The 22,402-nt window shown below is 68.2% G+C and carries 18 protein-coding genes; 10 read left to right on the forward strand and 8 right to left on the reverse strand.

From position 1 onward, the window contains the following. The coding region (gene uvrA, locus VGF12_RS17405; RefSeq protein ID WP_331177310.1) for an excinuclease ABC subunit UvrA at positions 1-3,435 on the reverse strand (3,435 nt) is incomplete at its 3' end. Positions 3,436-3,662: 227 nt separating this feature from the next. On the opposite strand from uvrA, the gene VGF12_RS17410 reads away from it, so the two are divergent. Continuing rightward, a complete protein-coding gene (locus VGF12_RS17410) occupies positions 3,663-4,172 on the forward strand; it encodes a response regulator (protein ID WP_331177311.1) in 510 nt (169 codons plus the stop codon). Positions 4,173-4,253: 81 nt separating this feature from the next. Here VGF12_RS17410 and VGF12_RS17415 read toward each other — a convergent pair whose 3' ends face one another. Next, the gene (locus VGF12_RS17415; RefSeq protein WP_331177312.1) at positions 4,254-4,976 is read right to left on the reverse strand and encodes a response regulator; all 723 of its coding nucleotides are present in this window, start codon (positions 4,974-4,976) and stop codon (positions 4,254-4,256) included. 131 nt (positions 4,977-5,107) lie between these two features. Between VGF12_RS17415 and VGF12_RS17420 the strand changes: the two genes are divergently transcribed. Genes VGF12_RS17420 through VGF12_RS17440 form a run of 5 tightly spaced genes read left to right on the forward strand, consistent with a single transcriptional unit; the run spans position 5,108 to position 10,345 of the window. Beyond that, a complete protein-coding gene (locus VGF12_RS17420; RefSeq protein WP_331177313.1) occupies positions 5,108-5,305 on the forward strand; it encodes a hypothetical protein in 198 nt (65 codons plus the stop codon). Between the two features lie 59 nt (positions 5,306-5,364). Then, complete coding sequence (locus VGF12_RS17425; RefSeq protein ID WP_331177314.1) at positions 5,365-5,796, forward strand: globin family protein; 432 nt, start codon at positions 5,365-5,367, stop codon at positions 5,794-5,796. Between the two features lie 40 nt (positions 5,797-5,836). Continuing rightward, complete coding sequence (locus tag VGF12_RS17430) at positions 5,837-7,837, forward strand: PAS domain S-box protein (protein WP_331177315.1); 2,001 nt, start codon at positions 5,837-5,839, stop codon at positions 7,835-7,837. A gap of 44 nt (positions 7,838-7,881) precedes the next feature. Then, positions 7,882-8,832 carry a Bug family tripartite tricarboxylate transporter substrate binding protein gene (locus tag VGF12_RS17435; RefSeq protein ID WP_331177316.1) on the forward strand — a complete coding sequence of 317 codons (951 nt, stop codon included), beginning with the start codon at positions 7,882-7,884 and terminating at the stop codon, positions 8,830-8,832. Positions 8,833-8,836: 4 nt separating this feature from the next. Next, positions 8,837-10,345, forward strand: coding sequence for a malonyl-CoA synthase (locus VGF12_RS17440; protein WP_331177317.1), 1,509 nt, complete (start codon positions 8,837-8,839; stop codon positions 10,343-10,345). Here VGF12_RS17440 and VGF12_RS17445 read toward each other — a convergent pair. After that, complete coding sequence (locus tag VGF12_RS17445) at positions 10,342-10,836, reverse strand: hypothetical protein (RefSeq protein WP_331177318.1); 495 nt, start codon at positions 10,834-10,836, stop codon at positions 10,342-10,344. The genes VGF12_RS17440 and VGF12_RS17445 overlap by 4 nt on opposite strands. Before the next feature lie 30 nt (positions 10,837-10,866). Next, positions 10,867-11,442, reverse strand: a complete 576-nt coding sequence (locus tag VGF12_RS17450) for a hypothetical protein (RefSeq protein WP_331177319.1) — start codon at positions 11,440-11,442, stop codon at positions 10,867-10,869. 376 nt (positions 11,443-11,818) lie between these two features. On the opposite strand from VGF12_RS17450, the gene VGF12_RS17455 reads away from it, so the two are divergent. The 3 genes from VGF12_RS17455 to cfa all read left to right on the forward strand — a co-directional run bounded on the left by VGF12_RS17455 (position 11,819) and on the right by cfa (position 14,924). Next, positions 11,819-12,733 (forward strand): dihydrodipicolinate synthase family protein, encoded by a 915-nt coding sequence (locus VGF12_RS17455; RefSeq protein ID WP_331177320.1) that lies wholly within the window; start codon positions 11,819-11,821, stop codon positions 12,731-12,733. Then, positions 12,730-13,671 (forward strand): 4-hydroxyproline epimerase, encoded by a 942-nt coding sequence (locus tag VGF12_RS17460; RefSeq protein ID WP_331177321.1) that lies wholly within the window; start codon positions 12,730-12,732, stop codon positions 13,669-13,671. Before VGF12_RS17455 ends, VGF12_RS17460 begins: the two co-directional genes overlap by 4 nt. Before the next feature lie 92 nt (positions 13,672-13,763). Beyond that, positions 13,764-14,924, forward strand: coding sequence for a cyclopropane fatty acyl phospholipid synthase (gene cfa / locus VGF12_RS17465; RefSeq protein WP_331177322.1), 1,161 nt, complete (start codon positions 13,764-13,766; stop codon positions 14,922-14,924). Here cfa and VGF12_RS17470 read toward each other — a convergent pair. Next, positions 14,914-16,461 carry a methyl-accepting chemotaxis protein gene (locus tag VGF12_RS17470; RefSeq protein ID WP_331177323.1) on the reverse strand — a complete coding sequence of 516 codons (1,548 nt, stop codon included), beginning with the start codon at positions 16,459-16,461 and terminating at the stop codon, positions 14,914-14,916. The two genes, cfa and VGF12_RS17470, sit on opposite strands and share 11 nt — an antisense overlap. Positions 16,462-16,772: 311 nt before the next feature. On the opposite strand from VGF12_RS17470, the gene VGF12_RS17475 reads away from it, so the two are divergent. Then, positions 16,773-18,236 (forward strand): oligopeptide:H+ symporter, encoded by a 1,464-nt coding sequence (locus tag VGF12_RS17475; RefSeq protein ID WP_331177324.1) that lies wholly within the window; start codon positions 16,773-16,775, stop codon positions 18,234-18,236. Here the strand turns inward: VGF12_RS17475 and VGF12_RS17480 are convergent. From VGF12_RS17480 to VGF12_RS17490, 3 genes are all read right to left on the reverse strand, one after another. Then, positions 18,225-18,551, reverse strand: coding sequence for a hypothetical protein (locus tag VGF12_RS17480; protein ID WP_331177325.1), 327 nt, complete (start codon positions 18,549-18,551; stop codon positions 18,225-18,227). The genes VGF12_RS17475 and VGF12_RS17480 overlap by 12 nt on opposite strands. Further along, positions 18,551-21,460, reverse strand: coding sequence for an adenosylcobalamin-dependent ribonucleoside-diphosphate reductase (locus VGF12_RS17485; RefSeq protein ID WP_331177326.1), 2,910 nt, complete (start codon positions 21,458-21,460; stop codon positions 18,551-18,553). The genes VGF12_RS17480 and VGF12_RS17485 overlap by 1 nt, the downstream gene beginning before the upstream one ends. Positions 21,461-21,583: 123 nt before the next feature. Continuing rightward, positions 21,584-22,153: a DUF1134 domain-containing protein gene (locus tag VGF12_RS17490; RefSeq protein ID WP_331177327.1), complete on the reverse strand. Its 570-nt coding sequence runs from the start codon at positions 22,151-22,153 to the stop codon at positions 21,584-21,586. Positions 22,154-22,402 lie beyond the last annotated feature (249 nt).

Consider the following 22,402-nt stretch of genomic DNA (forward strand, 5'->3'; position numbering starts at 1 on the left):
GACGACCAGCGGCGCCAGCAGGCCGACATGCTGGCCGCGGTAGTCGCGCATCAGCTGGGCCGCGATGCTCTCGACGCTCTGCGGCCGCACAGGCGCACCGTCGTTGACACAGTGCTGCACGCCGAGCTTCACGTAGAGCAGGCGCAGGAAGTGCCAGACCTCGGTCGTCGTCGCCACCGTGCTCTTGCGGCCGCCGCGCGACAGGCGCTGCTCGATGGCCACCGTCGGCGGGATGCCCCAGACGGCGTCCACTTCGGGCCGGCCTGCCGGCTGCACGATGGACCGGGCATAGGCGTTCAACGACTCGAGATAGCGGCGCTGGCCTTCGTTGAACAGGATGTCGAAGGCGAGCGTGGACTTGCCCGAGCCCGACACACCGGTGACGACATTGAACTTACCCCGCGGGATGTTCACGCTCATGCCCTTGAGGTTGTGCTCGCGGGCGTTGACGATCTTGATGGCCTCGTCGGCGGCGCGGCGCGCGCGCACGACGGACTGCAGCGGCCGGCCCTCTTCCACGACCACGGCCGGACGGTCCATATGCAGCGCGTAGTCGCGCAAGGCCGCGGCCGTGTGCGAGGTCGGATGCTGGGCCACGGCCTCCGGCGCACCCACGCAGATCAGCTCGCCGCCGCCCTCGCCGCCCTCGGGGCCGAGGTCGATGAGCCAGTCGGCGGCCCGGATCACGTCAAGGTTGTGCTCGATGAGGATGAGCGAATGGCCGGCGCTCAGCAGTTTGCGCATCGCGCGCATCAGCTTGGCGATGTCGTCGAAGTGCAGGCCCGTGGTCGGCTCGTCGAACAGAAACAGCGTGCCCTTCTTGGCGACGCCAAAGCGCGGATTCGATGCCGCCTCTGCCAGGAAGCCGGCGAGCTTGAGACGTTGGGCCTCGCCGCCGGACAGCGTCGGCACCGGCTGGCCCAGACGCACGTACTCCAGGCCCACGTCAACAATGGGCTGCAGCTTGGTCACCACGGCGCGGTAGTCGCCGAACAGGTTCACGGCCTCGGCGACCGTCAACTCCAGCACATCGGACACGCTCAGGTCGCGGTCCTTCAGGCTGAGCTTGACGTCCAGCATCTCGGCGCGGAAGCGCTTGCCGTCGCAGTCCGGGCAGCGCAGGTAGACGTCGCTGAGAAACTGCATCTCCACATGCTCGAAGCCTGACCCACCGCAGGTCGGGCAGCGGCCATCGCCGGCATTGAAGCTGAACATGCCGGCGCTGTAGCTGCGCTCGACGGCCAGCGGCGCGTCGGCGAACAGCTTGCGGATCTCGTCGAAGGCGCCGACATAGCTGGCAGGATTCGAGCGCGCCGTCTTGCCGATGGGCGACTGATCGACGAAGACCGCATCGGCCAGGTGATCCGCGCCCAGCAGGCGCTCGTGGGCGCCGGGCGCCTCGGTGGCCTTGCCGAACTGGCGCGCCAGGGCCGGATAGAGCACGTCCTGCATCAGCGTGCTCTTGCCCGAGCCGCTCACACCGGTCACGACGACGAGGCGCTGCAGCGGGAACTCGACGTGGACGTCCTTCAGGTTGTGCTCGCGCACCCCTTCGAGGATGAGCCGAGGCGTGTTCTCCTCGACGAGGCGTTTCAAGCCCATGCCCACATGCTTGCGCGCGCCGAGGTAGGCGCCGGTGAGCGTGTCGGCCGCGCGGATCTGTTCGGGGGTGCCATCGAAGACGATCTGGCCGCCGCGCTCGCCGGGACCGGGCCCCATGTCGATCAACCGGTCCGCAGCCAGCATGACGGCCGGGTCGTGCTCGACGACGACCAGCGTGTTGCCCGCATCGCGCAGGCGCAGCATGGCCTGGTTGATGCGCCCCATGTCACGGGGGTGCAGGCCGATGCTGGGCTCGTCCAGGACAAACAGCGTATTGACCAGGGAGGTGCCCAGCGCCGTCGTCAGGTTGATCCGCTGCACCTCGCCGCCTGACAGCGTGCGGCTCTGGCGATCCAGTGTCAGATAGCCCAGACCCACATCGCAGAGGTAGCGGCTGCGGTGGCGGATCTCATCCAGCAGCAGCTTCAGCGCCTCGTCCAGCATGGTGCTGGGCAGTTGCAGGCCGTCGACGAAGTCGCGCAGGCGCTGGATGGGCAGTTGCATCAGGTCATGCAGGGACAGGCCTGGCAGCGCCTCGAGCTGCTCGCGGCTCCAGTCCACGCCCACCGGCAGGAAGCGCTGCGCAACGGGAAGTGCCGCATCGGCCAGCACCTTGCTGCCGACACGCCACAGCAGCGCCTCGGTCTTGAGGCGTGCTCCGCGACAAGCCGGGCATTCGGTATAGCTGCGGTACTTGGACAAGAGCACGCGGATGTGCATCTTGTAGGCCTTGCTCTCGAGGTAGTCGAAGAAGCGCTTGACCCCGTACCACTGCTTGTTCCAGTTGCCGTTCCAGTTGGGCGTGCCGTTGATGACCCACTCGCGGTGGGCCGGACTCAGCTCCTTCCACGGGGTGTCGCGCGGGATGCCGGCCTCGCCGGCGTACTTCAGCAGGTCGTCCTGGCAGTCCTTCCAGGCCGGCGTTTGCATGGGCTTGATGGCACCATTGCGCAGCGTCTTGCGCTCGTCGGGGATGACCAGGCCGAGGTCCACACCGATGACGCGGCCAAAACCGCGGCAGGTGTCGCAAGCGCCGAAGGCCGAGTTGAAGGAAAACAATGCCGGCTGCGGGTCGGCATAACGGATGTCGCTTTCGGGGCAATGAAGACCCGTGGAGAACCGCCAGAGCGTGGCGCCGTCGTCACCCACGTGAACATTCACCCTGCCGCCGCCTCGCTTCAGGCTGAGCTCGATGGCCTCCATCGCGCGCTGCTTGTCGGCGCCCAGGATGCGGAAGCGGTCGGCCACCACGTCCAACACTTTCTTACCTTCCACGTCGCGCTCGCCCTGCACGCGCGTGAAGCCACTCGCGGACAACCACTGCTGGACCTGCTCGGCCGTCGTGTTGGCCGGCAGCTCGACCGGAAAGCTCAGCACCATGCGCGGGTTCTGCGGCGCCGCGCGCGCCATCAGCTCCGCATAAATGCTCTGCGCCGTGTCATGCCTGACCGGCAGCGCCGTCTTTCGATCAAAGAGCTCGGCCGCGCGCGCATAAAGCAGCTTCAAATGATCGTTCAGCTCCGTCATCGTGCCGACCGTGGAGCGGCTGGTGCGCACCGGATTGGTCTGGTCGATGGCGATGGCGGGTGGCACGCCGTCCACCTTGTCGACGGCGGGGCGGTCCATGCGATCCAGAAACTGGCGCGCATAGGCGGAAAAGGTCTCCACATAGCGTCGCTGGCCCTCGGCATAGAGGGTGTCGAACACCAGGCTGGACTTGCCGGAGCCGCTCGGGCCTGTGACAACGGTCAGCTCCGCGGTCCGCAGATCCAGGTCGAGATTCTTGAGGTTGTGCTGCCGAGCGCCTCGGATGCGGATCAGACCGTCAGACATTGCTGGGTGGGGGTCAAAACGACGAAGGCGAGCAGTGTAGGGAGACAGGTTGACGAAAACTGTCAGCACTCGCGACCTATGATGGACGGTCGATTCGGGCCGGCCGAACGGCCATGCCTCCACGGATTTGTGGGGCCCTGCGGTTGCGCGAGGAGACGGCTGCGGCAACAATGGCTCACGGTCCACGCGGGACCTGAATAAAAAAACAAACTGACCGAGGACACGGGATGGACAAGTCGTGGTTGCCCCAGCCAGCACCGGTGCTGGTGCCGTTCTGGCTGAACGCCGCCGCCCATGGGGCAGGCGTCGACACGCCTGAACCCGACGAGAGTGGGGTCTCCCGGGGTCAGCGCCAAGCCCAGGTCCTGCTTGTCGAAGACAACCACATCAACCAGGTCGTCGCGCTGGAGTTCCTTGCGCTGATGGGGGTGCAGGCCCGCCTGGCCAGAAACGGCATCGAGGCCCTCGCAGCCTGCGCCGAGACCGCACCCGACCTGGTGCTGATGGACATCCAGATGCCCGGCATGGACGGCCTGGAATGCGCCCGCCGGATCCGCCTCCAGCAACGGGAGGGCCGCCTGCCGCCCTTCCCCATCCTTGCGCTGACCGCGCACGCGCTGGATGCCGACGTGGCCGCCAGCCTGGAAGCCGGCATGGACGAGCACCTGACCAAGCCGCTGGACTTCGTCGCACTGCGCACGCGGCTGCAGCGCTGGTTGAAGCTGCCGGAACACTGACATCCCCCGCCCGGCCTCGCGTCGGCTGACCACTGGCAAGGCCAGCCGGTCTCCCGAGGGCCAAGCAAGCGTCCGATCAGCTCAAACAGCCGGCACGTAGACGTAACCCACGTTCCGCACGGTCTTGATCACTTCCGGCTTGTCCGGGTTGCGCTCCACCTTGCGGCGCAGACGCATGACACGCAGGTCGATGCTGCGGTCGAAGACGTCCCAGCCGCGGTTGTGGGCCTGCTCCATGATCTGGTCGCGGTTCAGCGGCCGGTTGGGGTGGCGAGCGAACAAGGCCAGCAGATCGAACTCGGCCGCCGTGATGTCGATCTCCGCGCCATCCGCGCCGAAGAGCTGGCGCCGCGCCATGTCGAGCTCGCAAAGGCCGAACGCGATGCGCTCCGGGTCCCCAGATGCGGCCGGTGCCGCCGTGACCTGCAGCCGGCGCAGCACGGCGCGCACGCGAGCCAGCAGCTCGCGCAACTCGAAGGGCTTGGCGACGTAGTCGTCAGCCCCGACCTCCAGGCCGACGATGCGGTCGATGGCCTCGCCCGCCGTCGTCAGCATCAGCACCGCCAGGCGCGGATGGCTCTCGCGCAGAGCGCGGGCCAGCGACAGCCCGTTCTCACCCGGCATGTTGATGTCGAGCACGGCCACGTCGGGCACGCGCTCAGCCACCTGGGCGCGCGCCGAGGCCGCGTTCTCGGCCTGCATGACCGTGAAGCCGTTGCGGACGAAATATTCGGCCAGCAACGCGCGCAATTCCGGCTCATCGTCGACGAGCAGCACGGTGGGCGGTGCGGTGGTGTCCGGCATAGCGACGAATGATAGGCAGGCCGCGGGCCTTGCGATGTGGCGCTGAAACAAACGCAACACACCCGCCGCACCGTGAAGCAGCACTGAAACCGCAGCGGCCGACAGTGGCGGCATTGCCACCGGAGACCGCCGTGAACTTCCGCAACGACACCCCCACCAACGCCTGGCAGGACACCCCGGCGTTCATCTTCCGCAGCGAGGCCTTCGCCGAAGACCTCGAAGAACAGCCCGCCCCGCCCGCATCCGGCTGGCACCCGCTGGAACGCCTCGTCGCAGCCCTGCCGCTGCTGTGCGTGTTCGCCCCGGTCGCCGACGCCTACCTCCGTTGACGCCGCGTCCCAACGTCCTCGACATCCTCAACTCCGCATCAACTCCGAAGCGTGACGCCATGACCCCACAACAGATCCACCTCATTCGCAGCAGCTTCGAGCCGCTCAAGCCCCTGGCCGCTACCGTGGCCGAGGCCTTCTACGCCCAGCTCTTCGCCCGCGACCCGGCTCTGCGAGCCCTGTTCCGCGGCAACGACATGCGTGAACAGGGCACCCGACTGATGCAGATGCTGGACGCCGCCATCGAGCTGCTGGATCGCCCGCAGTCGCTGACCCCGGTGCTGCTCAAGCTCGGCCAGCGGCACGCCGGCTACGGCGTCGCCGAGGCACACTACGCCAGCGTCGGCGCGGCCCTGCTGGATACCCTGGCCGCCGGCCTGGGCGATGGCTTCACGGCCGAGGTGCGCGAGGCCTGGACGACGATGTACGGCCATGTCGCCCGCACGATGCAGCAGGGCGCCATGGCGAACGAACAGCCCATCGCTGCCTGAGCGTCACTATCATCGGCCGCGCCTCAGGGGAGCGAGCCGAATGACCGAGACCTTCCATCTCCATCCCGCGCCCAGCGCCGGCGTGGGCGATCTGGGCAGCGTGCTGCAAGCTACGCTGCCGCTGCTGTCACAGCTGCTTGAGGCCGTGCCGGCGCGCGTCGTCGTCATCGATGCCGAGGAGCGCTTCGCCTGGGCCAACCAGGAGTTCTTCGCCTTCACCGGCCTGCACCCCAAGCAGGTGCTGGGGCAGCCCATCGCTCGCATCATCGGCCCGTCCGCCTACGCCGGCTACAACGCCGTGCGTGAGCGCCTGGCCAGCGGCCAGACGGTGGCGTGGGAAGGCTGGACCGAACTCGCGGGCGCCGGCCGGCGCTACATGCGCGAGCACCTGGTGCCGGTGGACGTGCGGGGCGGGACGCCCCAGTCCACGGTCGTCATGAGCCTGGACCTCACCGAGCTCAAGCAGCGTGATGCCGCGCTGTCGGCCAAGGTTGCCGAGCTGCAAGCCAGCGAGGCCTTGAAGTCCTCCATCTTCGACAACGCCATGGCCGCCCTGGTCTCCACCGACGAGACCGGTCATGTGGTCGAGTTCAACCCGGCCGCGGCCGCGATGTTCGGCATCGCGCGCGAGCAGGCCCTGGGCCGCTCGGTGGCCGAGGTCATGATCCCGCCGCGGCTGCGCGCTGCCCACGAGGCGGGCATGGCCCGCGTGACAGCCGGCGGCGAGCAGCGCGTCATGGGCCGACGCGTCGAGATGCCGGCCCTGCGCGCGGACGGCACGGAGTTCCCCGTCGAGATGCTGCTGTGGCGCACTGCCGTCGCCGACCAGACCTTCTACACGGCCTCCCTCTTCGATCTCTCCGAACGCCAGGCCGCGCAGAGCGAAATCGAGCGCCAGCGCGAGGCACTGCGCCAGAGCGAGAAGCTGACGGCCATGGGCAGTCTGCTCGCAGGCGTGGCCCACGAACTGAACAACCCGCTGTCCATCGTCATGGGCCGCGCGGCCCTGCTGGCCGAGAAGATGAGCGACGACCCGCGTGCCGCCGACGCCCAGCGCATCTTCGATGCCGCCGAGCGCTGCGGCCGCATCGTGCGCACCTTCTTGAACATGGCGCGCAGCCGGCCAGCCAACCGCAGCGAGGTGGCGATGAACGATCTCGCCGCGGCCGCCGTGGACATGCTGGGCTATGTGCTGCGCAGCCACGGCATCGCGGTGACACTGGACTTGCTGCCCGGCCTGCCGCCGGTCAAGGCCGATGCCGACCAGATCGGCCAGATCGTGCTCAACCTCATTGTCAATGCCCAGCAGGCGCTGAGCGCGCGTGACCACGGCCGCCGCATGACCGTCTCCACCGGCGTCGCGCCCATGACCGACGGCGACCGCCGCCGCGCGCCGCGCGTCTGGCTGCGCGTGCGTGACAACGGGCCGGGCATCGCGGCTGAACTTCGCGAGCGCATCTTCGAGCCCTTCTTCACGACCAAGAGCGAGGGCGTAGGCACCGGCCTGGGGCTGGCCGTGTCGCGATCCATCGCGCGCGAGCACGGCGGTGAGCTGACGGTGCAGGACGAGGTGGGGGGCGATGGCGGAGCCAGCTTCTGCCTGCAGTTGCCTGTGAGCGGCGAGCCGGAGGGCGGCGAGACCGAGCCGGTGCCGCTGGCAGCGAGCGACGAATGCAGCGCCCGCCTGCTGGTCGTCGACGACGAGGCGGAGATCGCCGAGCTCATAGGCGAGATGCTGGGCGGGGCCGGATACGAGGTCATGACGGCCGAGTCCGGCGCGGTGGCGCTGGCCATGCTGGCCGAGGCTCGCTTCGACGCCATCGTCAGCGACCTGCACATGCCCGACATCGACGGGGCCCAGCTCTGGCGCGAGGTCAAGAACCGGCATCCGGCGCTTGCGCGGCGCATGCTTTTCGTCACCGGAGACACGCTGTCACCCATCGCCCGGCAGTTTCTGAGCGAGGCGCGCTGCGACAGCCTCAGCAAGCCCTTCTCCCGGCAGGAGCTGCTGGGCCGCATCACGGCTTTGCTGCAGCCCTGAGTCGCTGCCCATAATCGCCGCACAACAATGACGGAGACAAGCCGATGAAGCGACGCACGCTGCTGCCCGCCCTGCTCAGCCCTTGGCTGGCCCAGGCCCAGGGCACCAAGCCCTTCACCTGGATCGTGCCCTTCCCCGCCGGCGGCGGCACAGACGCCTTCGCCCGGCCGCTGACCGCAGTGCTGACCCGGCAGATGGGCCGCCAGCTCATCATCGACAACAAGGGTGGCGCTGGCGGCACCGTGGGCGCAGGCCTCGCGGCCAAGCTGCCCGCTGACGGCACGAACTTCTTCATGGGCGCCGTGCACCATGCCATCGCACCGTCCATGTACCCCAGGCTGGACTACCGGCTGGAGGACGACTTCATCCCCGTCGCGCTGCTGGCCAGCGTGCCTCAGGTCATCGTCGTGCACCCGGGTCAGGTGCCGGTGGGCGACCTCAAGGGCCTGCTGGCCACGGTGCGCGCCAAGCCGGGTCGGCTGAACTACGCGTCGGCCGGCAACGGGACGTCCCATCACCTGGCCGGCGAGCTGTTCAAGCTGCAGACCCAGACCTTCATCACCCACATCCCCTATCGCGGTGCCGGCCCGGCACTGCAGGACCTGATCGCAGGTCAGGTGGACCTGATGTTCGATGGGCTGGGTTCCTCGGCAGCCCACATCAAGGGCGGGCGCATCAAGGCGCTGGCCGTGGCGGCGCCCAAGCGCGCCATTGGCTTCCCCGATGTGCCGACCACTGCCGAAGCGGGCGTGCCCGGCTACGAGGTGTCGACCTGGTACGGCCTGTGGGCGCCCAAGGGCACACCCAGGGAGGCCGTGGCAGCGATGCAGGCCGAGCTGCGCAAGGCCTACGCCAGCGACGAAATCCGCAACATCTGGCACGGCCTGGGCGCCGAGACCCCCAACCTCTACGGCGATGCCTTCGGTCAGTTCGTCAGCGCGGAGATCAAGCGCTGGGCGGAAGTGGTGAAGCGCTCGGGCGCCAAGCTGGATTGACCGCATGAACCTGTACTCCGCCCTGCGTGCCGGCTTCCCGGCCGACCTGGACTCGACCGCCATCGACGCCGATGGCGCGCTCTACAGCTGGCGCGACCTGGAGCGCGGCAGCGCCATGCTGGCCAACTGGCTGGGTCGGCTCGACCTGCCCGCGGGCAGCCGCGTCGCCGTTCACACGGACAAGAGCGTCGAGGGGCTGCTGCTGTACCTCGCCGTGCTGCGTGCCGGCTACGTCTACCTGCCACTGAACCCGGCCTACCAGGCCGGCGAGCTGGAGCACTTCATCACCGACGCGGCGCCCGGCGTCGTCGTCTGCGCAGGCCGCAACTTCGGCTGGATCAGCAAGCTGGCCTTCCAGCACGGCGTGCGCTGGGTCTTCACGCTCAACGACGACCGCAGCGGCACGCTGCTGGACCGCGCCGTTCAGATGAGCGACCAGCACGAGCCGGTTGAGCGCCGGGCGGGCGACCTCGCCGCCATCCTCTACACCAGCGGCACCACCGGGCGCAGCAAGGGCGCCATGCTCAGCCATGGCAACCTGCTCTCCAACGCGCAGACGCTGAAGGACTTCTGGGACTGGCGGTCCGACGACGTGCTGCTGCACGCCTTGCCGATCTTCCACGTGCATGGCCTCTTCGTCGCCTCGCATGGCGCGCTGCTGAACGGCAGTCGCATGCTGTGGTTCAACCGCTTCGACGCGTCGGCCGTGGCCGCCCGCCTGCCCGAGGCCACCGTCTTCATGGGGGTGCCCACGCTCTACGTGCGCCTGCTGCAGGAGCCGCGTCTCGACACGCGCCACATGCGCCTCTTCATCAGCGGCTCGGCACCGCTGCTCATCGAGACCTGGCGCGAGTGGCAGGCCCGTACCGGCCATCTGATCCTGGAGCGCTACGGCATGAGCGAGACGCTGATGCTGACCTCCAACCCCTGCAGGCCTGAGGATGGCGAGCGCGTCGGCGGCACCGTCGGCCCGGCCCTGCCCGGCGTGGGGCTGCGCGTCGTCCACGACGACGGCGCCCCCTGCGCGGCGGATGAGATCGGCCACGTGCAAGTGCGCGGACCCAACGTCTTCAGCGGCTACTGGCAGATGCCGGAGAAGACGGCCGAGGAGTTCACGGCCGATGGCTGGTTCAAGACCGGCGACGTTGGTCGCGTGGCGGCGGACGGCTACCTGACGCTGATCGGCCGCAGCAAGGACCTCATCATCAGCGGCGGCTTCAACGTCTACCCGGCCGAGATCGAAGGCCTGCTCAATGAGCTGCCCGGCGTCGGCGAATCAGCCGTCATTGGCGTGCCCCACCCTGACTTCGGAGAGGCCGTCGTGGCCGTTGTCACGCCGCGCGGCGGCAACCAGCCCGACCCCGAGGCCCTGATCAAGACTCTCAAGTCCCGCATCGCCGGATTCAAGGTGCCCAAGCGCGTCATCGTCGCGGCCGAGCTGCCGCGCAATGCGATGGGCAAGGTGCAGAAGAAGCTGCTGCGCGAGCAACAGGCCGGGCTGTTCCAGCCCTAGGCCGCCACGCCGTTCTTGATTTCGCCCAGCGCCAGCTGAAGCACACGCGCATCGCTGCTCGCTCGGTGACGCGTGAGCTGCTCGCGCCGGCGCACGGCGTCCGTGACGCCGCGCCAGCGCTGGGCCTCGGCCTCGCTGAGCAACCGCCGCAAGTCGTCCAGCTTGAAGCCCTGTCGCCGGCCCGCGGCATCGAAGAGGCGGGCCAGCCAGGGATAGTCCTGTCCCCAGCCATCGCAGTAGACGGTCTGGCCGGCCAGGCGTTCATTGAGCTGCTCGGCTATCCACGCGGCGGGCCGGCCATGGCGCAGGAGCAGCTCCCGGCTGATGCCGTGCAAGGCCTCGGCAGCGGGGTCCCAGTGTTGCCAGTCAGGTTCGGGAAGAACCAGGCCACAGAACAGCCCGCCATCCGCCGCGACGAAGCCGACCTCGATGGGATAGCTGCCGCGGCCCAGGCCCGAGGCTTCAATGTCGAGGATGGGCGGCAATTGCATCGCCCGAGTATCCAGGCCCCGTTGCACAAGTTACACAGGGTTGTCGATCACCTGCTCTTGCTCGAACAGCTGCAGTGCCGCGCGGCCGACCTGACGGGTATCCCACCAGGCATAGGCGCCGACGCCTGCCGCGCCCACCAGCGGCACCCAGCGCGACAGCGTCCGGCTCGCGGCCTTCTGACCGATGTGAAGGCCGATCGCCTCCGCCGCGCGCTGCAGCAGCACCTGGGCAGCCGGGCGCACGATGACACGCTCCCCCACGCGTACCCCCAGGTCGCGCAGCGCCTGCGCGGCGGTGTGGCGGAACAGGCACCACAGCATCTGCGCCGGGCCGAGTTCGGCGCTGCGGCCATAGAGAGCCGCGATGTCGGCGACCAACTGGCGCTGGATGTGCCAGACGGCCAGCATCTCGGGCGCGATGGTGGCCCAGCCCAGCGGGCCTGGCGGTAGGGCCAGCGTACCGGCGGCCAGCGCTGCCTTGCTCGCCGCGCCGTCGATGACGCGCTCCGCAGCATCGCGCGGCCGGGGACTGGGCGTGCAGCCGGACTCGGGTGGCTGAACCACCAGGGCCAGCACCTTTTCGCTCAGATTCGTCTCGGTTCCCATGCCCACACTCCGTCGCTGGCCGCGGCGCAAATGCAGGAGGGGTCTTGCGCCATGCCGACAGAATGGCACAGACTGACCCCGCCAACACGGCCTGGCATCGGCAACGGTGTGTTGCCGCCGCGTCACGGGGAGCGACGCGGATGACAGTCCGACCGGGAGCGCGGGCGGCTCGCCGCGACGACCGAGGTACCGTCGTCGTCCGGGCTCCGGTCACGCTGTCCACATGACCCGTCCGAGCCGACCGCGGCTCCGACAGGCCCGGAGGGCCCTGTTGCTGGGTCAGCAGACGCCGAGCGGGCCAACTTCCGCCTCCTTCCGCCACCTTCCGCAATCTTCCGATTGAGCGAACATGGGGCCTTCAATGAGGAGCCCAGTGATGCAGACCGTACCCTGGCGCGGCGTCTACCCCGCCGTCACGACCAAGTTCCATGCGGACGAGAGCCTCGACTTCGAGGGCACCGCACGCCACATCGACTTCCAGATCCGCAACGGCATCCACGGCGTCGTCTGCTGCGGCTCACTGGGCGAGGCCAGCACGCTGGCGCTGGACGAGAAGCTCGCGGTCGCGCGCTGCGCGCTGGATGCCTCGGGAGGCCGCGTGCCCGTGCTAGCCACGGTGTCGGAGACGAGTACGCGCGAGGCGCTGCGCTTCATCGAGGGCGCCAATGCGCTGGGCGTCGCTGGCTACATGGTGATGCCGTCGGTCATCTACGTGGCCGATGCGCGCGAGGCCATGGCCAACGTGCGCGCCTTTGCAAAGGCCGCCCAGCGTCCGCTGATGGTTTACAACAACCCGGTGGCCTACCGCGTGGACCTGAAGCCTGAGCACTTCGCCGAACTGGCCGACTGCGAGCACGTCGCCGCCATCAAGGAGAGCAGCGGCGATGTCACCCGCATCACCGACCTGCGCAACCTGCTGGGCGATCGCTACCGGCTCTTCATGGGCGTGGACGACCTCGCCTTCGAGGGTCTGGCGCTGGGCTGCGACGGGCTGCTGGCGGGCGTGGGCTGCGCCTTCCCGCGCGAGACCGTCGCCCTCTTCGACCTCATGCAAGCCGGCCGCTGGGACGAGGCACGCACCATCTACCGCTGGATGACGCCGCTACTGCACCTGGACGTTTCGACCAAGCTGGTGCAGAACCTCAAGCTCATCGACGCACTCGTGGGGGTAGGCAGCGAGCACATGCGTCGCCCTCGGCTGCCACTGATCGGCGCCGAGCGCGAGCGCGTCGAAGCGCTGGTGAAGACCGCGCTGGCCACACGGCCCGAGCACTGCCGCTCCGTCGCATGAAGCGCATCCAGATCATCGACTCCCATACGGGCGGCGAGCCCACGCGCGTCGTCATCGGCGGCTTCCCCGATCTCGGTCACGGCACGATGGCCGAGCGTCGCGGGCGGCTCGCCCGCGACCACGACGCCTACCGCCGCGCGACGCTGCTGGAGCCGCGCGGCAGCGAAGTTCTCGTTGGTGCCCTCCTCTGCGAGCCGCAGGACCCGGCGCACACCGCCGGCGTCATCTTCTTCAACAACACCGGCTACCTGGGCATGTGCGGCCACGGCACGATCGGGCTGATCGAAACACTGTCACACCTGGGCCGCATTGCCGCGGGCGAGCATGTCATCGAGACGCCGGTGGGCCAGGTGTGCGCCACGCTGCATGCGGACGGTCGGGTCAGCGTGCGCAACGTGCCGGCCTACCGCCTGGCTGCCGGCGTCGACGTGGCCCTGCCGACCGGCCAGACCGTGAGCGGCGACATCGCCTGGGGCGGCAACTGGTTCTTTCTCTGCGCCGACCATGGCCAGGCCATCTCGCCCGCCCATGTCGCCGGGCTGACCGACTATGCCGCGATGCTGGGCCAGGCGCTGCACGCACAGGGCCATCGCGGCGCGGACGGCGCCCTCATCGACCACATCGAGCTGTTTGCCGACGCTGATCCGGCGCTGGCCGACTCGCGCAGCTTCGTGCTCTGTCCGGGCGGCCAGTACGACCGCTCGCCGTGCGGCACCGGCACCAGCGCCAAGCTGGCCTGCCTGGCCGCAGCAGGCAAGCTCGCGGCCGGCGAGGTCTGGCGCCAGGCCAGCGTCATCGGCAGCGTCTTTGAGGGCTGGTACGAGACAGAGGGAGCGAGTATTGTGCCGACCATCCGCAGCCGCGCCTTCATCAGCGCCGAGGCAACGCTGGTGATCGCGCCAGATGACCCGTTTGGCTGGGGCCTGCCTGGCAGCTGATGCACTGCCGCTATCGGGGACATTGACAACTTGCGACGACAGGGACGGGCAGGCACAGGCAAACTTGACCGCAACTTCGAGAGCCGCCGCGCATGTTGTCCCTGCCCGCCCTCAAACTCGAACCGCCGGCCGTGCTGAGCCAGATGCTGGCACGCGCCGACGTGAAGTTCAACGGCGGGCGGCCCTGGGACATGCGCGTGCACCACGCGCGCCTTTATCGGCGGCTGCTCACGCAATGGTCGCTAGGGGCCGGAGAGGCCTACGTCGACGGCGACTGGGATTGCGAGCGCCTGGACATGCTGTTCGAGCGCCTGTTGCGCACGGACCTTGACCGGACGGCGCCGCCCGCGGCCCGACTCGGGCTGCTGCTCGAAAGCCTGCGCCAGCGCATGTTCAACCTGCAGAGCGTGGCCCGCGCCCATCAGGTGGGCGAGCGCCACTATGACGTCGGCAATGATGTCTTCGAGGCCATGCTGGACTCGCGCATGATCTATTCATGCGGCTATTGGGAGCATGCGCAAGACCTGGATCAGGCCCAGGAGCACAAGCTCGCGATGATCTGCCGCAAGCTGGAACTTCGGCCTGGCGAGACGCTGCTGGACATCGGCTGCGGCTGGGGCGGCCTGGCGCGTTACGCGGCCGAGCAGCACGGTGTGACGGTCACCGGCGTGACGATCAGCAAGGAGCAGCTGGCGCTGGCGGAGCAGCGTTGCGCCGGCCTGCCCGTCACGCTGCTGCTGCAGGACTACCGTTCGCTGCGGGGCCGCTTCGACAAGATCGTGTCGGTGGGCATGTTCGAGCACGTGGGGTTGAAGAACTACGCCACCTACTTCGACACCGCGCGCCGCCTGCTGGCGCCCGAAGGCCTGTTCCTGCTGCACTCCATTGGCGTGGACCGCCGCGCGCCGCATACCGATCCCTGGATCGAACGCTACATCTTTCCCAACGGCAAGCTGCCCTCCCCCACCGAGCTCAGCGGTGCGCTGGAGGGCCGCTTCATCATCGAGGACTGGCACAACTTCGGCCCCGACTACGACCGCACGCTGATGTGCTGGGCCGATCGATTCGAGGCCGCCTGGCCGCAGCTCGCGGCCCACTATGACGAAGCCTTCCGCCGCATGTTCCGCTACTACCTGCTGAGCTGCGCGGGCTTCTTCCGCTCGCGTCAGGGCCAGCTGTGGCAACTGGTGCTGAGCCGGCCCGACCGCAGCACGGTCTACCGCTCAGTGCGGCCCGGCCACTTCACAGCTTGAAGGTCGCGACCAGCTCATTGAGCCGCTGAGCCTGCTGCTTGAGGCTGTCGGCCGCGGACGCGGCCTCCTCCACCAGCGCGGCGTTCTGCTGTGTGACCTGGTCAAGTTGCATGACGGCGTCACCCACCTGGTCAATGCCTGCGCTCTGCTCAAGGCTGGCGGCGCTGATCTCGCCGATCAGCGTATGCACCTGGTGCACCTGCTGCACCACGTCGTTCATGGTGCGACCGGCATTGGCCACCAATGCCCCCCCGGATTCCACCGTCTCGACGCTGGCATTGATCAGCGTCTTGATCTCCTTGGCCGCCTCGGCGCTGCGCTGCGCCAGCAGCCGCACTTCGCCGGCCACGACGGCGAAGCCGCGGCCCTGCTCGCCGGCCCGCGCCGCCTCGACAGCCGCGTTCAGCGCCAGGATGTTGGTCTGAAAGGCAATGCCGTCGATGACGCCGATGATGTCGGCGATGCGACGGCTCGCCTCGCTGATGCGGTCCATGGTCTGCACCACTCGGCCCACCACCTCGCCGCCTCGCGCGGCCACGTCCATCGCGCCCGCGGCCATTTCCGTCGCGGCACGCGCGGTCTCTGCGTTCTGCTTCACGGTCGCGGTCAACTGCTCCATCGTCGCCGCCGTCTCCTCCAGGTTGCTGGCCTGCTCCTCGGTACGCTGGCTCAGGTCCGCATTGCCTGTGGCGAGCTCGCCGGTGCCGGTGGCGATGGACTCCGAGCTGTCACGCACCTGCCTGACGATGTCCACGAGCTGCGCATTCATGCGCGCCAGTGCGCTCATCAGCTGGCCAGTCTCGTCGCGTGTGGTCGCACTGATGCGCGATCCCAGGTCGCCCTGGGCAACGGCCTCGGCCACCTGCACCGACGCCTGCAACGGGCGCGTGATCGAGCGGGCCACCCACCAGGCGAAGGTGGCTGCCGCCATGACCGCCAGCACGGTCAGCACGAGCACCTCCATGCGACTGGCCGAGACCAGCTCGTCCGCCTCGCGGGCCGCCAGCTTCATCAACTCTCCCTGATGGCCGGCCAGTTGGTCGAGCATCTTCAGGTAGTCCAACTGGGCCAACCGCATGCGTTCCGTCAAATGGCTGCGGGCCTCGTCCGGCCGCTCGTCACGCACCAGCTTGAGCAGTTGTTCCAGTTCGGTCGCGAACAGATCTCGCGTCCGGACCACCTCCCCGAGCTTCTGATAGCCAGCACCTGACTTTTCGATCATGTCGTCGAGCTGCTTGAGGATCGGTCCGGTCTTCGCCCGCGACGCCTCCATCTGCTGCAGTTCGCGCGCGCGGTCCTGGGGGTGGTCGAAGATCAGCAGGTTGCGTGCGATGCGGGCCTGCAGGTTGACTTCGTCCTTGACGTAGCCGACCAGTTGAACCTTGACGAACCGGTCGGCCGTGATCAGCCTGAGGGACTCGTTGATCGTCGACAGCGAGGTCGCCGAAAGCATGCTGACCACGCACAGCAGCGCGACACAGATGCCGAAGGCCAGCGCGAGACGCCTGGCAATGCGAAGGTTGGATAGAAAGAACATCTGAACCTCATCTCAGTAAGCCCTTGTGGGGCGATGGGAAGGGGCGCCTGGGACCCGGCTGCAGGCCGAGCAAGACGCGGGCCAGCTGGCGCTGGCCTTGAGCGAGGCGCGACTTTGCCCGCCAGAAACACCAAGCCCGACACCAGATGTGCCGCAGCGTGCGCATTTTTTTACGGCACTCGCCATCGATTTTCCGCGCCGGCCACCGCCCGGGCGCACGACAGGCACTGCCCTCGACCAGGGCGGTAGCTCACATGGGCGCCATGCGCAGGCCGAGGGGCGGCACACGGAGACCGGACAATCTGCGCCCCATGAACCGACTCCGACAACTCCAGGCACGCATTCCCGAGGGATCCGCCGTGCTGTTCATGATCCAGGTCTTCGCGACGCTGGGTTTCGCGGTGCTGCAGTCCACGCTGGTGCTCTACGCCACCCGCCGCATGGGCTTCGGCAGCGAGAGCGCGGCGCTGATGATGGGCTTGTTCGGCGCCTTCAACTACGGGCTGCACCTGTTCGGCGGCTATCTGGGCGGGCGCTACCTGAGCAATCGCAACCTCTTCGTCGGCGGCATGGGGCTGCAAGTGCTGGGTTGCGGCGCCATCGCGGGCGGCAGCCTGGCCGGCCTGTACTGGGGCTTGGCGCTGTTCTTGACCGGCAGCGGCCTGAACGTGACCTGCCTGAACATGATGCTGACGCAGCGTTTCACGCCGGAGGATGACCGCCGCGAGGCCGCTTTCCTGTGGAATTACGCGGGCATGAACGTGGGCTTCTTCATCGGTTTCACGGTGGCGGGCCACTACCAGCTGGACGAGCTGTACAGCACCATCTTCTGGTTCGCGACGCTGGGCAATGCGATGGCCATCGTGCTGGCACTCGTGTTCTGGCGCACGCTGGCGGATCGTGACACCCCGCTGTCACAGCGCAGCGGCGCAGGGTTCTGGGGGCGCTTCGCCATCGGTATCGCCGTGCTCGTCGGGCTGGTGCCGCTGCTGGCCTGGCTGCTGCAGCACCCCGGCGACACGGCCATCGGCATGAAGGGACTGTGCGCGGCAGTGGGTGTCGCGCTGCTGGTCATGACCCTGCGCCATCCCGTGCCCGCGGAGAAGCGCCGCATGCAGGCCTATCTCGTGCTCACCCTGGGATCGCTGGTGTTCTGGTCGCTTTACCAGATGGCGCCCAGCGGGTTGCAGATGTACGCGGTAGGCAACGTCTGGATGAACGTCGGCGGCGTGCCGGTCGCGCCGCAGTGGGTGCAGAACATCAACACGGTCGTCATCGTCATCGGCGGCCCTTGGCTGGCGGCCGTGTTCGCCCGCTGGCGCACCAAGGGGTGGCCTGTGGACATCCCGATGCAGTTCTCGGCGTCCCTCGTGCTGATGGGCCTGGGCTTTCTTGCGCTCCCACTGGGCATCCACCTCGCCGACCCGGCCTCCGGGCGCGCAGACTTCTTCTGGCTGTTCCTCAGCTACGTGCTGCAGAGCGTGGGCGAGCTGCTGATCTCGCCGGTGGGCTACGCCATGATCGGACGGCTGGCCCCTCGGCAGTACCAGGGCGTCATGATGGGCAGTTGGATGCTGGTGACCGGCCTGGCCTCGCTGTTCGCAGGCGACTTCTCTGGCGTCGTGGCTCAGCCGGTGGACGGGTCGCCGCTGACCACCAACGCCGCCTATGCAACGCTGTTCACGCAGTTGGCCGTGGGCAGCCTCGTCACCGGCGCGGTGATGTTCGGGTTGAGGCCGTGGCTGAGGCGGTTGATCGACGGATCAGCGCCTTGACCGCAAGTGGGCAAGAACCCCCGCAGCAGCATCGAACGGCGCGGGCCCCGCGAAACTCACCACCTCGTCCAGGGCCTCGATGAGAGGCGCATGGTGATCTGGCGACGCCGCCACAAGCGAGTAGACACCGTGGGTGGCTCGGAAGAGTCCTCGCTTGTTGGGCACCGAGAAGTCGGCCTCCAGAGGCTGGCCCGCGTCGTCCCAGAACAACCAGACCGCCGCTTCGACGTCCAGCCCTTTGCAGTGCCGTATGGCCTCCTCGGCCGAGGCAAAGGCGGACAAGGAACGCGCCTCAGTTTCAACGGCAAAGATCATCACCCGCACTGCCCCACGTACCCGCAGGCCGTGCAGAAATCGCACCCATCCTTGTGGATCATGGTGGAGTTCCCGCACTCGGGGCAGGGCTTGCCGGCCTGCACCTGCAGCGCACCTGCAGCGGCCGCGAGCTTGGGAGTGGGCGTCTGCAGCAGGCCCATGTCGGTCAGCGGCTGGCCTTCCTCGTCGAGGATGCCCAGCATCGCGTAGCGGTGGATGACGAGGCGGGCGACATAGGCCACCGTCGACGGCCAGACCTGCTGGCGACGTTCACCGTTCAGCGAGGGCACCGGCGCCATGAAATGGCCCAGCGGCTCGCCGACGTTGAGCAACTTGCGCAACTTCATCGCTATCCATCCGGGGTCCATGACACGCATGTCCAACGACAGCAGGCGCGCCAGGCCGTCCAGCGCCTTGGGATAGTTGCCTGAGAAACCCATCGCGCAAGGGCGGGTGACGCTGCCACCGTCGGGGCTGGGCAGCACCACCTCCTTCAGCGTCAGCGTGAACTGCTCGTTGGTGGCGGGGTTGTCCACGTCCACTGCCCAGGCCAGCGTACCGGACACGCCGGTGCGTGGCTCGTTGCGACTGAACATCGCATCGACGACCGGCGTGGCACCGCCCTCGCCGAGGGCGCCGAGCTGCTCGCAACGCCAGCGGATGACGGCCGCCGTCGCGGCGACGACGCCCGGGAAGAGGCGCAGCTCACCGCCGGGCGGCATGGGCATCTCGAAGGCGCGCTCCTCGGCCACGGTCGCCAGCGCGTCGAGCTTGAGGCGCAGCCAGGCGGCGTCGTTGGTGCGCAGGTCGGTCGACAGGGTCTTGGCCAGCGCAGACAGGCCGCGCGGTTGTTCGGCGCCGTTGACCCAGACTTCGAAGGGCAGGTTGCGCCCGAACAGGCCGGCATCCGGCCCCTCCAGCGGCAACTCACCGATGAAGAGCGCGAAGTCGCCGTGAGGGTGCTGAATCAGGTAGCTCCAGGCCGGGTTGCCGCCGGGCATCTCGGGCCGGCTGGGCCAGCGCAGCGAGGCGACGACGGCCTGCGGCAGGCGCTCCAGCTTCAGGCGCTGGTTGGCACCTTCCAGTTCCGTCCCTGAATCCGGGCGAAGGGGTTCGGGCTGCTTGACCTCCGGCGTCACGCTGAGCACCGAGCCCAGCACACTGTTGGGCCGGTAGGTGGCCAGGCCCTTCAGCTTGCTCTGCCAGGCCTGCACGTAAAGGTTCTGGAAGTCCTCGTAGGGGTAGTCGGCCGGCACGTTGACGGTCTTGCTGATCGACGTGTCGATGTAGGGCGCGACGGCCGCGACCATGGCTGCATGGTCGGCCGCGCTCAGCTCCAGCGCGGTGACGAAGGCGTCGGACAACGGCGCGTCGGCACCGAACAGATGGCGATACAGGCGCCAGGCGTGGTCCTCGACCTGGTACTCCTTGAAGCCACCGCCTTCGGTCTGCGGCAGGCGCTTCTTGCGCGTGTAGGCCCACGAAAAAGCGGGCTCGATGCCGTTGGACGCGTTGTCGGCGAAGGCCAAGCTGATGGTGCCGGTGGGCGCAATGGACAGCAGGTGTGAATTGCGCAGGCCCTGGCTACGGATCTTGTCTTTCAGCCCCTGCGGCAGGCGTGACGCGAAGCTGCCGCCGGACAGATACAGGTCGGCGTTGAAGAGCGGGAAGCTGCCGCGCTCGGCGGCCAAGTCACTGCTGGCCGCGTAGGCCGAGTCGCGCATGACCTCGCTGATGCGGCTGGCCATGTCGCGCGCCTCCTGCGTGTCGTAGCGCAGGTTGAGCATGACCAGGGCATCCCCCAGGCCAGTGAAACCCAGGCCCACGCGGCGCTTGTTGCTGGCCTCCACGGCTTGCGCTGGCAGCGGCCAGGGGGTCACGTCCAGCACGTTGTCCAGCATGCGCGTGGCCACGGCCACGACCTCGGCGAAACCGACCTCGTCAAACGTGGGTTTGGCGCTGAAGGGGTCGCGCACGAAACGCGTCAGGTCGATGGAACCGAGGCAGCAGCAGCCGTAAGGCGGTAGTGGCTGTTCGGCGCAGGGGTTGGTCGCCGCGATGGTCTCGCAGTAGTGCAGGTTGTTGTCGGCGTTGATGCGGTCCAGGAAGAGCACACCCGGCTCGGCATGGTCGTAGGTGGAGCGCATGACCTGGTCCCACAGCTCGCGAGCGCGAACCTTGCGGTAGACCCATTGGCCATCACCGCGCTGGTAGGCCCCGGCTTCGATCTGCTCTGCGCTGGGCTGGGCGCGGTGCGCCAGCTCGACCTGTCCATCGGCCTGCACGGCCTCCATGAAGACGTCGGTCACGCCGATGGAGATGTTGAAGTTGCGCAGGTCGCCTTCGTCCTTGGCGTGGATGAATGCCTCGATGTCGGGATGGTCGCAGCGAAGCACGCCCATCTGCGCGCCGCGGCGGCTGCCGGCACTCTCCACCGTCTCGCAGCTGCGGTCAAACACGCGCATGTAGCTGATGGGGCCGGAGGCATGACTGCGTGTCGAGCCCACCCAGGCACCGGCCGGACGGATGCGACTGAAGTCGTAGCCCACGCCGCCGCCACGGCGCATGGTTTCGGCCGCCTCGGTCAGCGCCGTGTAAATGCCGGGCACGCCATCCTCGGCGGTGGCGATGGAGTCCCCCACCGGCTGCACGAAGCAGTTGATCAGCGTGGCAGACAGCTCTGTGCCGGCGGCGGACATGATGCGCCCGGCCGGCACGAAGCCGCGCTGCTGCGCCTCGAGGAAGGCGGCTGCCCAGCGCGCACGCTCGGCCGGCTTCTCGGCTGCACTGAGCGCGCGAGCCACGCGCTCGCGCAGCTCATCGGGCGTCTGCTCGCCGCCCTTGGCGTATTTCTCGATCAGGACTTCGCTGGAGATGTCCTGCACGGGCAGATCGGCGGTAGTGCTCACGATGGGTCTCGAATACTGGATGAATTTACAGTCTACGCCTTTGCCACGGCGAGTGGCGAGCTTGCCAGCCAGATTCGCGGCGCGCCTTGATGGAGCGCAGAGACGGGCGGCACGCCGCCCGGGTCAGAACGGATTGATGCTCTTCTCACGCCGGTAGTGGATGTAGCCCACGCTCGCGCCCGCGCGCAGGCCGACGCCCAGGCGGATGGGCGCCAGGGTGATGCCCTTGAGGCGCTGGTAGTTGATGCCCGCGCCGCCGATGTAGTACAGGCTGCCATCCACGCCCGGGAAGCGCTGGTAGATGGCACTGGCCTTGGGCAGGTGGTAGACCAGCGTGAAGACCTTGGATGCGTTGGCGCCCAGATCGAAGCCGATGGACGGGCCGGCCCAGTAGACCTTGGACGAACCGCCGCCCTTCATCAGCAGCTCGCCCTCACCGTAGCGCAGGCCCACGGTGATGGCGGCCGAGGCCTCCTCGCCCTTCACATAGGCGTTGGGACGGCCCTGCTCCTTGAAGGCCTTCTCGATGACCTTGGCCAGGCCTTCGGTGGTCTGGCCGAAGAAATCGGTGGCGGCCTTCAGGATGGAATCCTCGTCGTATGTGCCGTCCTTGTCGTCCGCGGCGAAGGCGGGCAGGGCGGTGGCGGCGGCGAGGGCAGCAAGCTGCTGCAGGTGGTGGCGACGATCGAGCATGATGGGCACTCCTTGTGGGGCCAGCATAAACAATGGAGTGTGAAGTTTGGCCGCCCGTTGCCCCTGTACACAACCTAGACTTGCCCGCCATGTCGAACCCTGACCTGCAGCGGCTGTCGGCCGCCCTCGAATACGTCGACCTCGCGGCCGGCCTGTATCTCGCTGGCGGCGCCGACCAGGCCGCACGGCTGCTGGCGGCCGCGGCCGAGCAGCAGTTGGGCGACCTCGTGCGCCTCATCGATGCGCCCA

This window comes from Roseateles sp. (assembly GCF_036404855.1).
Lineage (GTDB): Bacteria > Pseudomonadota > Gammaproteobacteria > Burkholderiales > Burkholderiaceae_C > Pelomonas.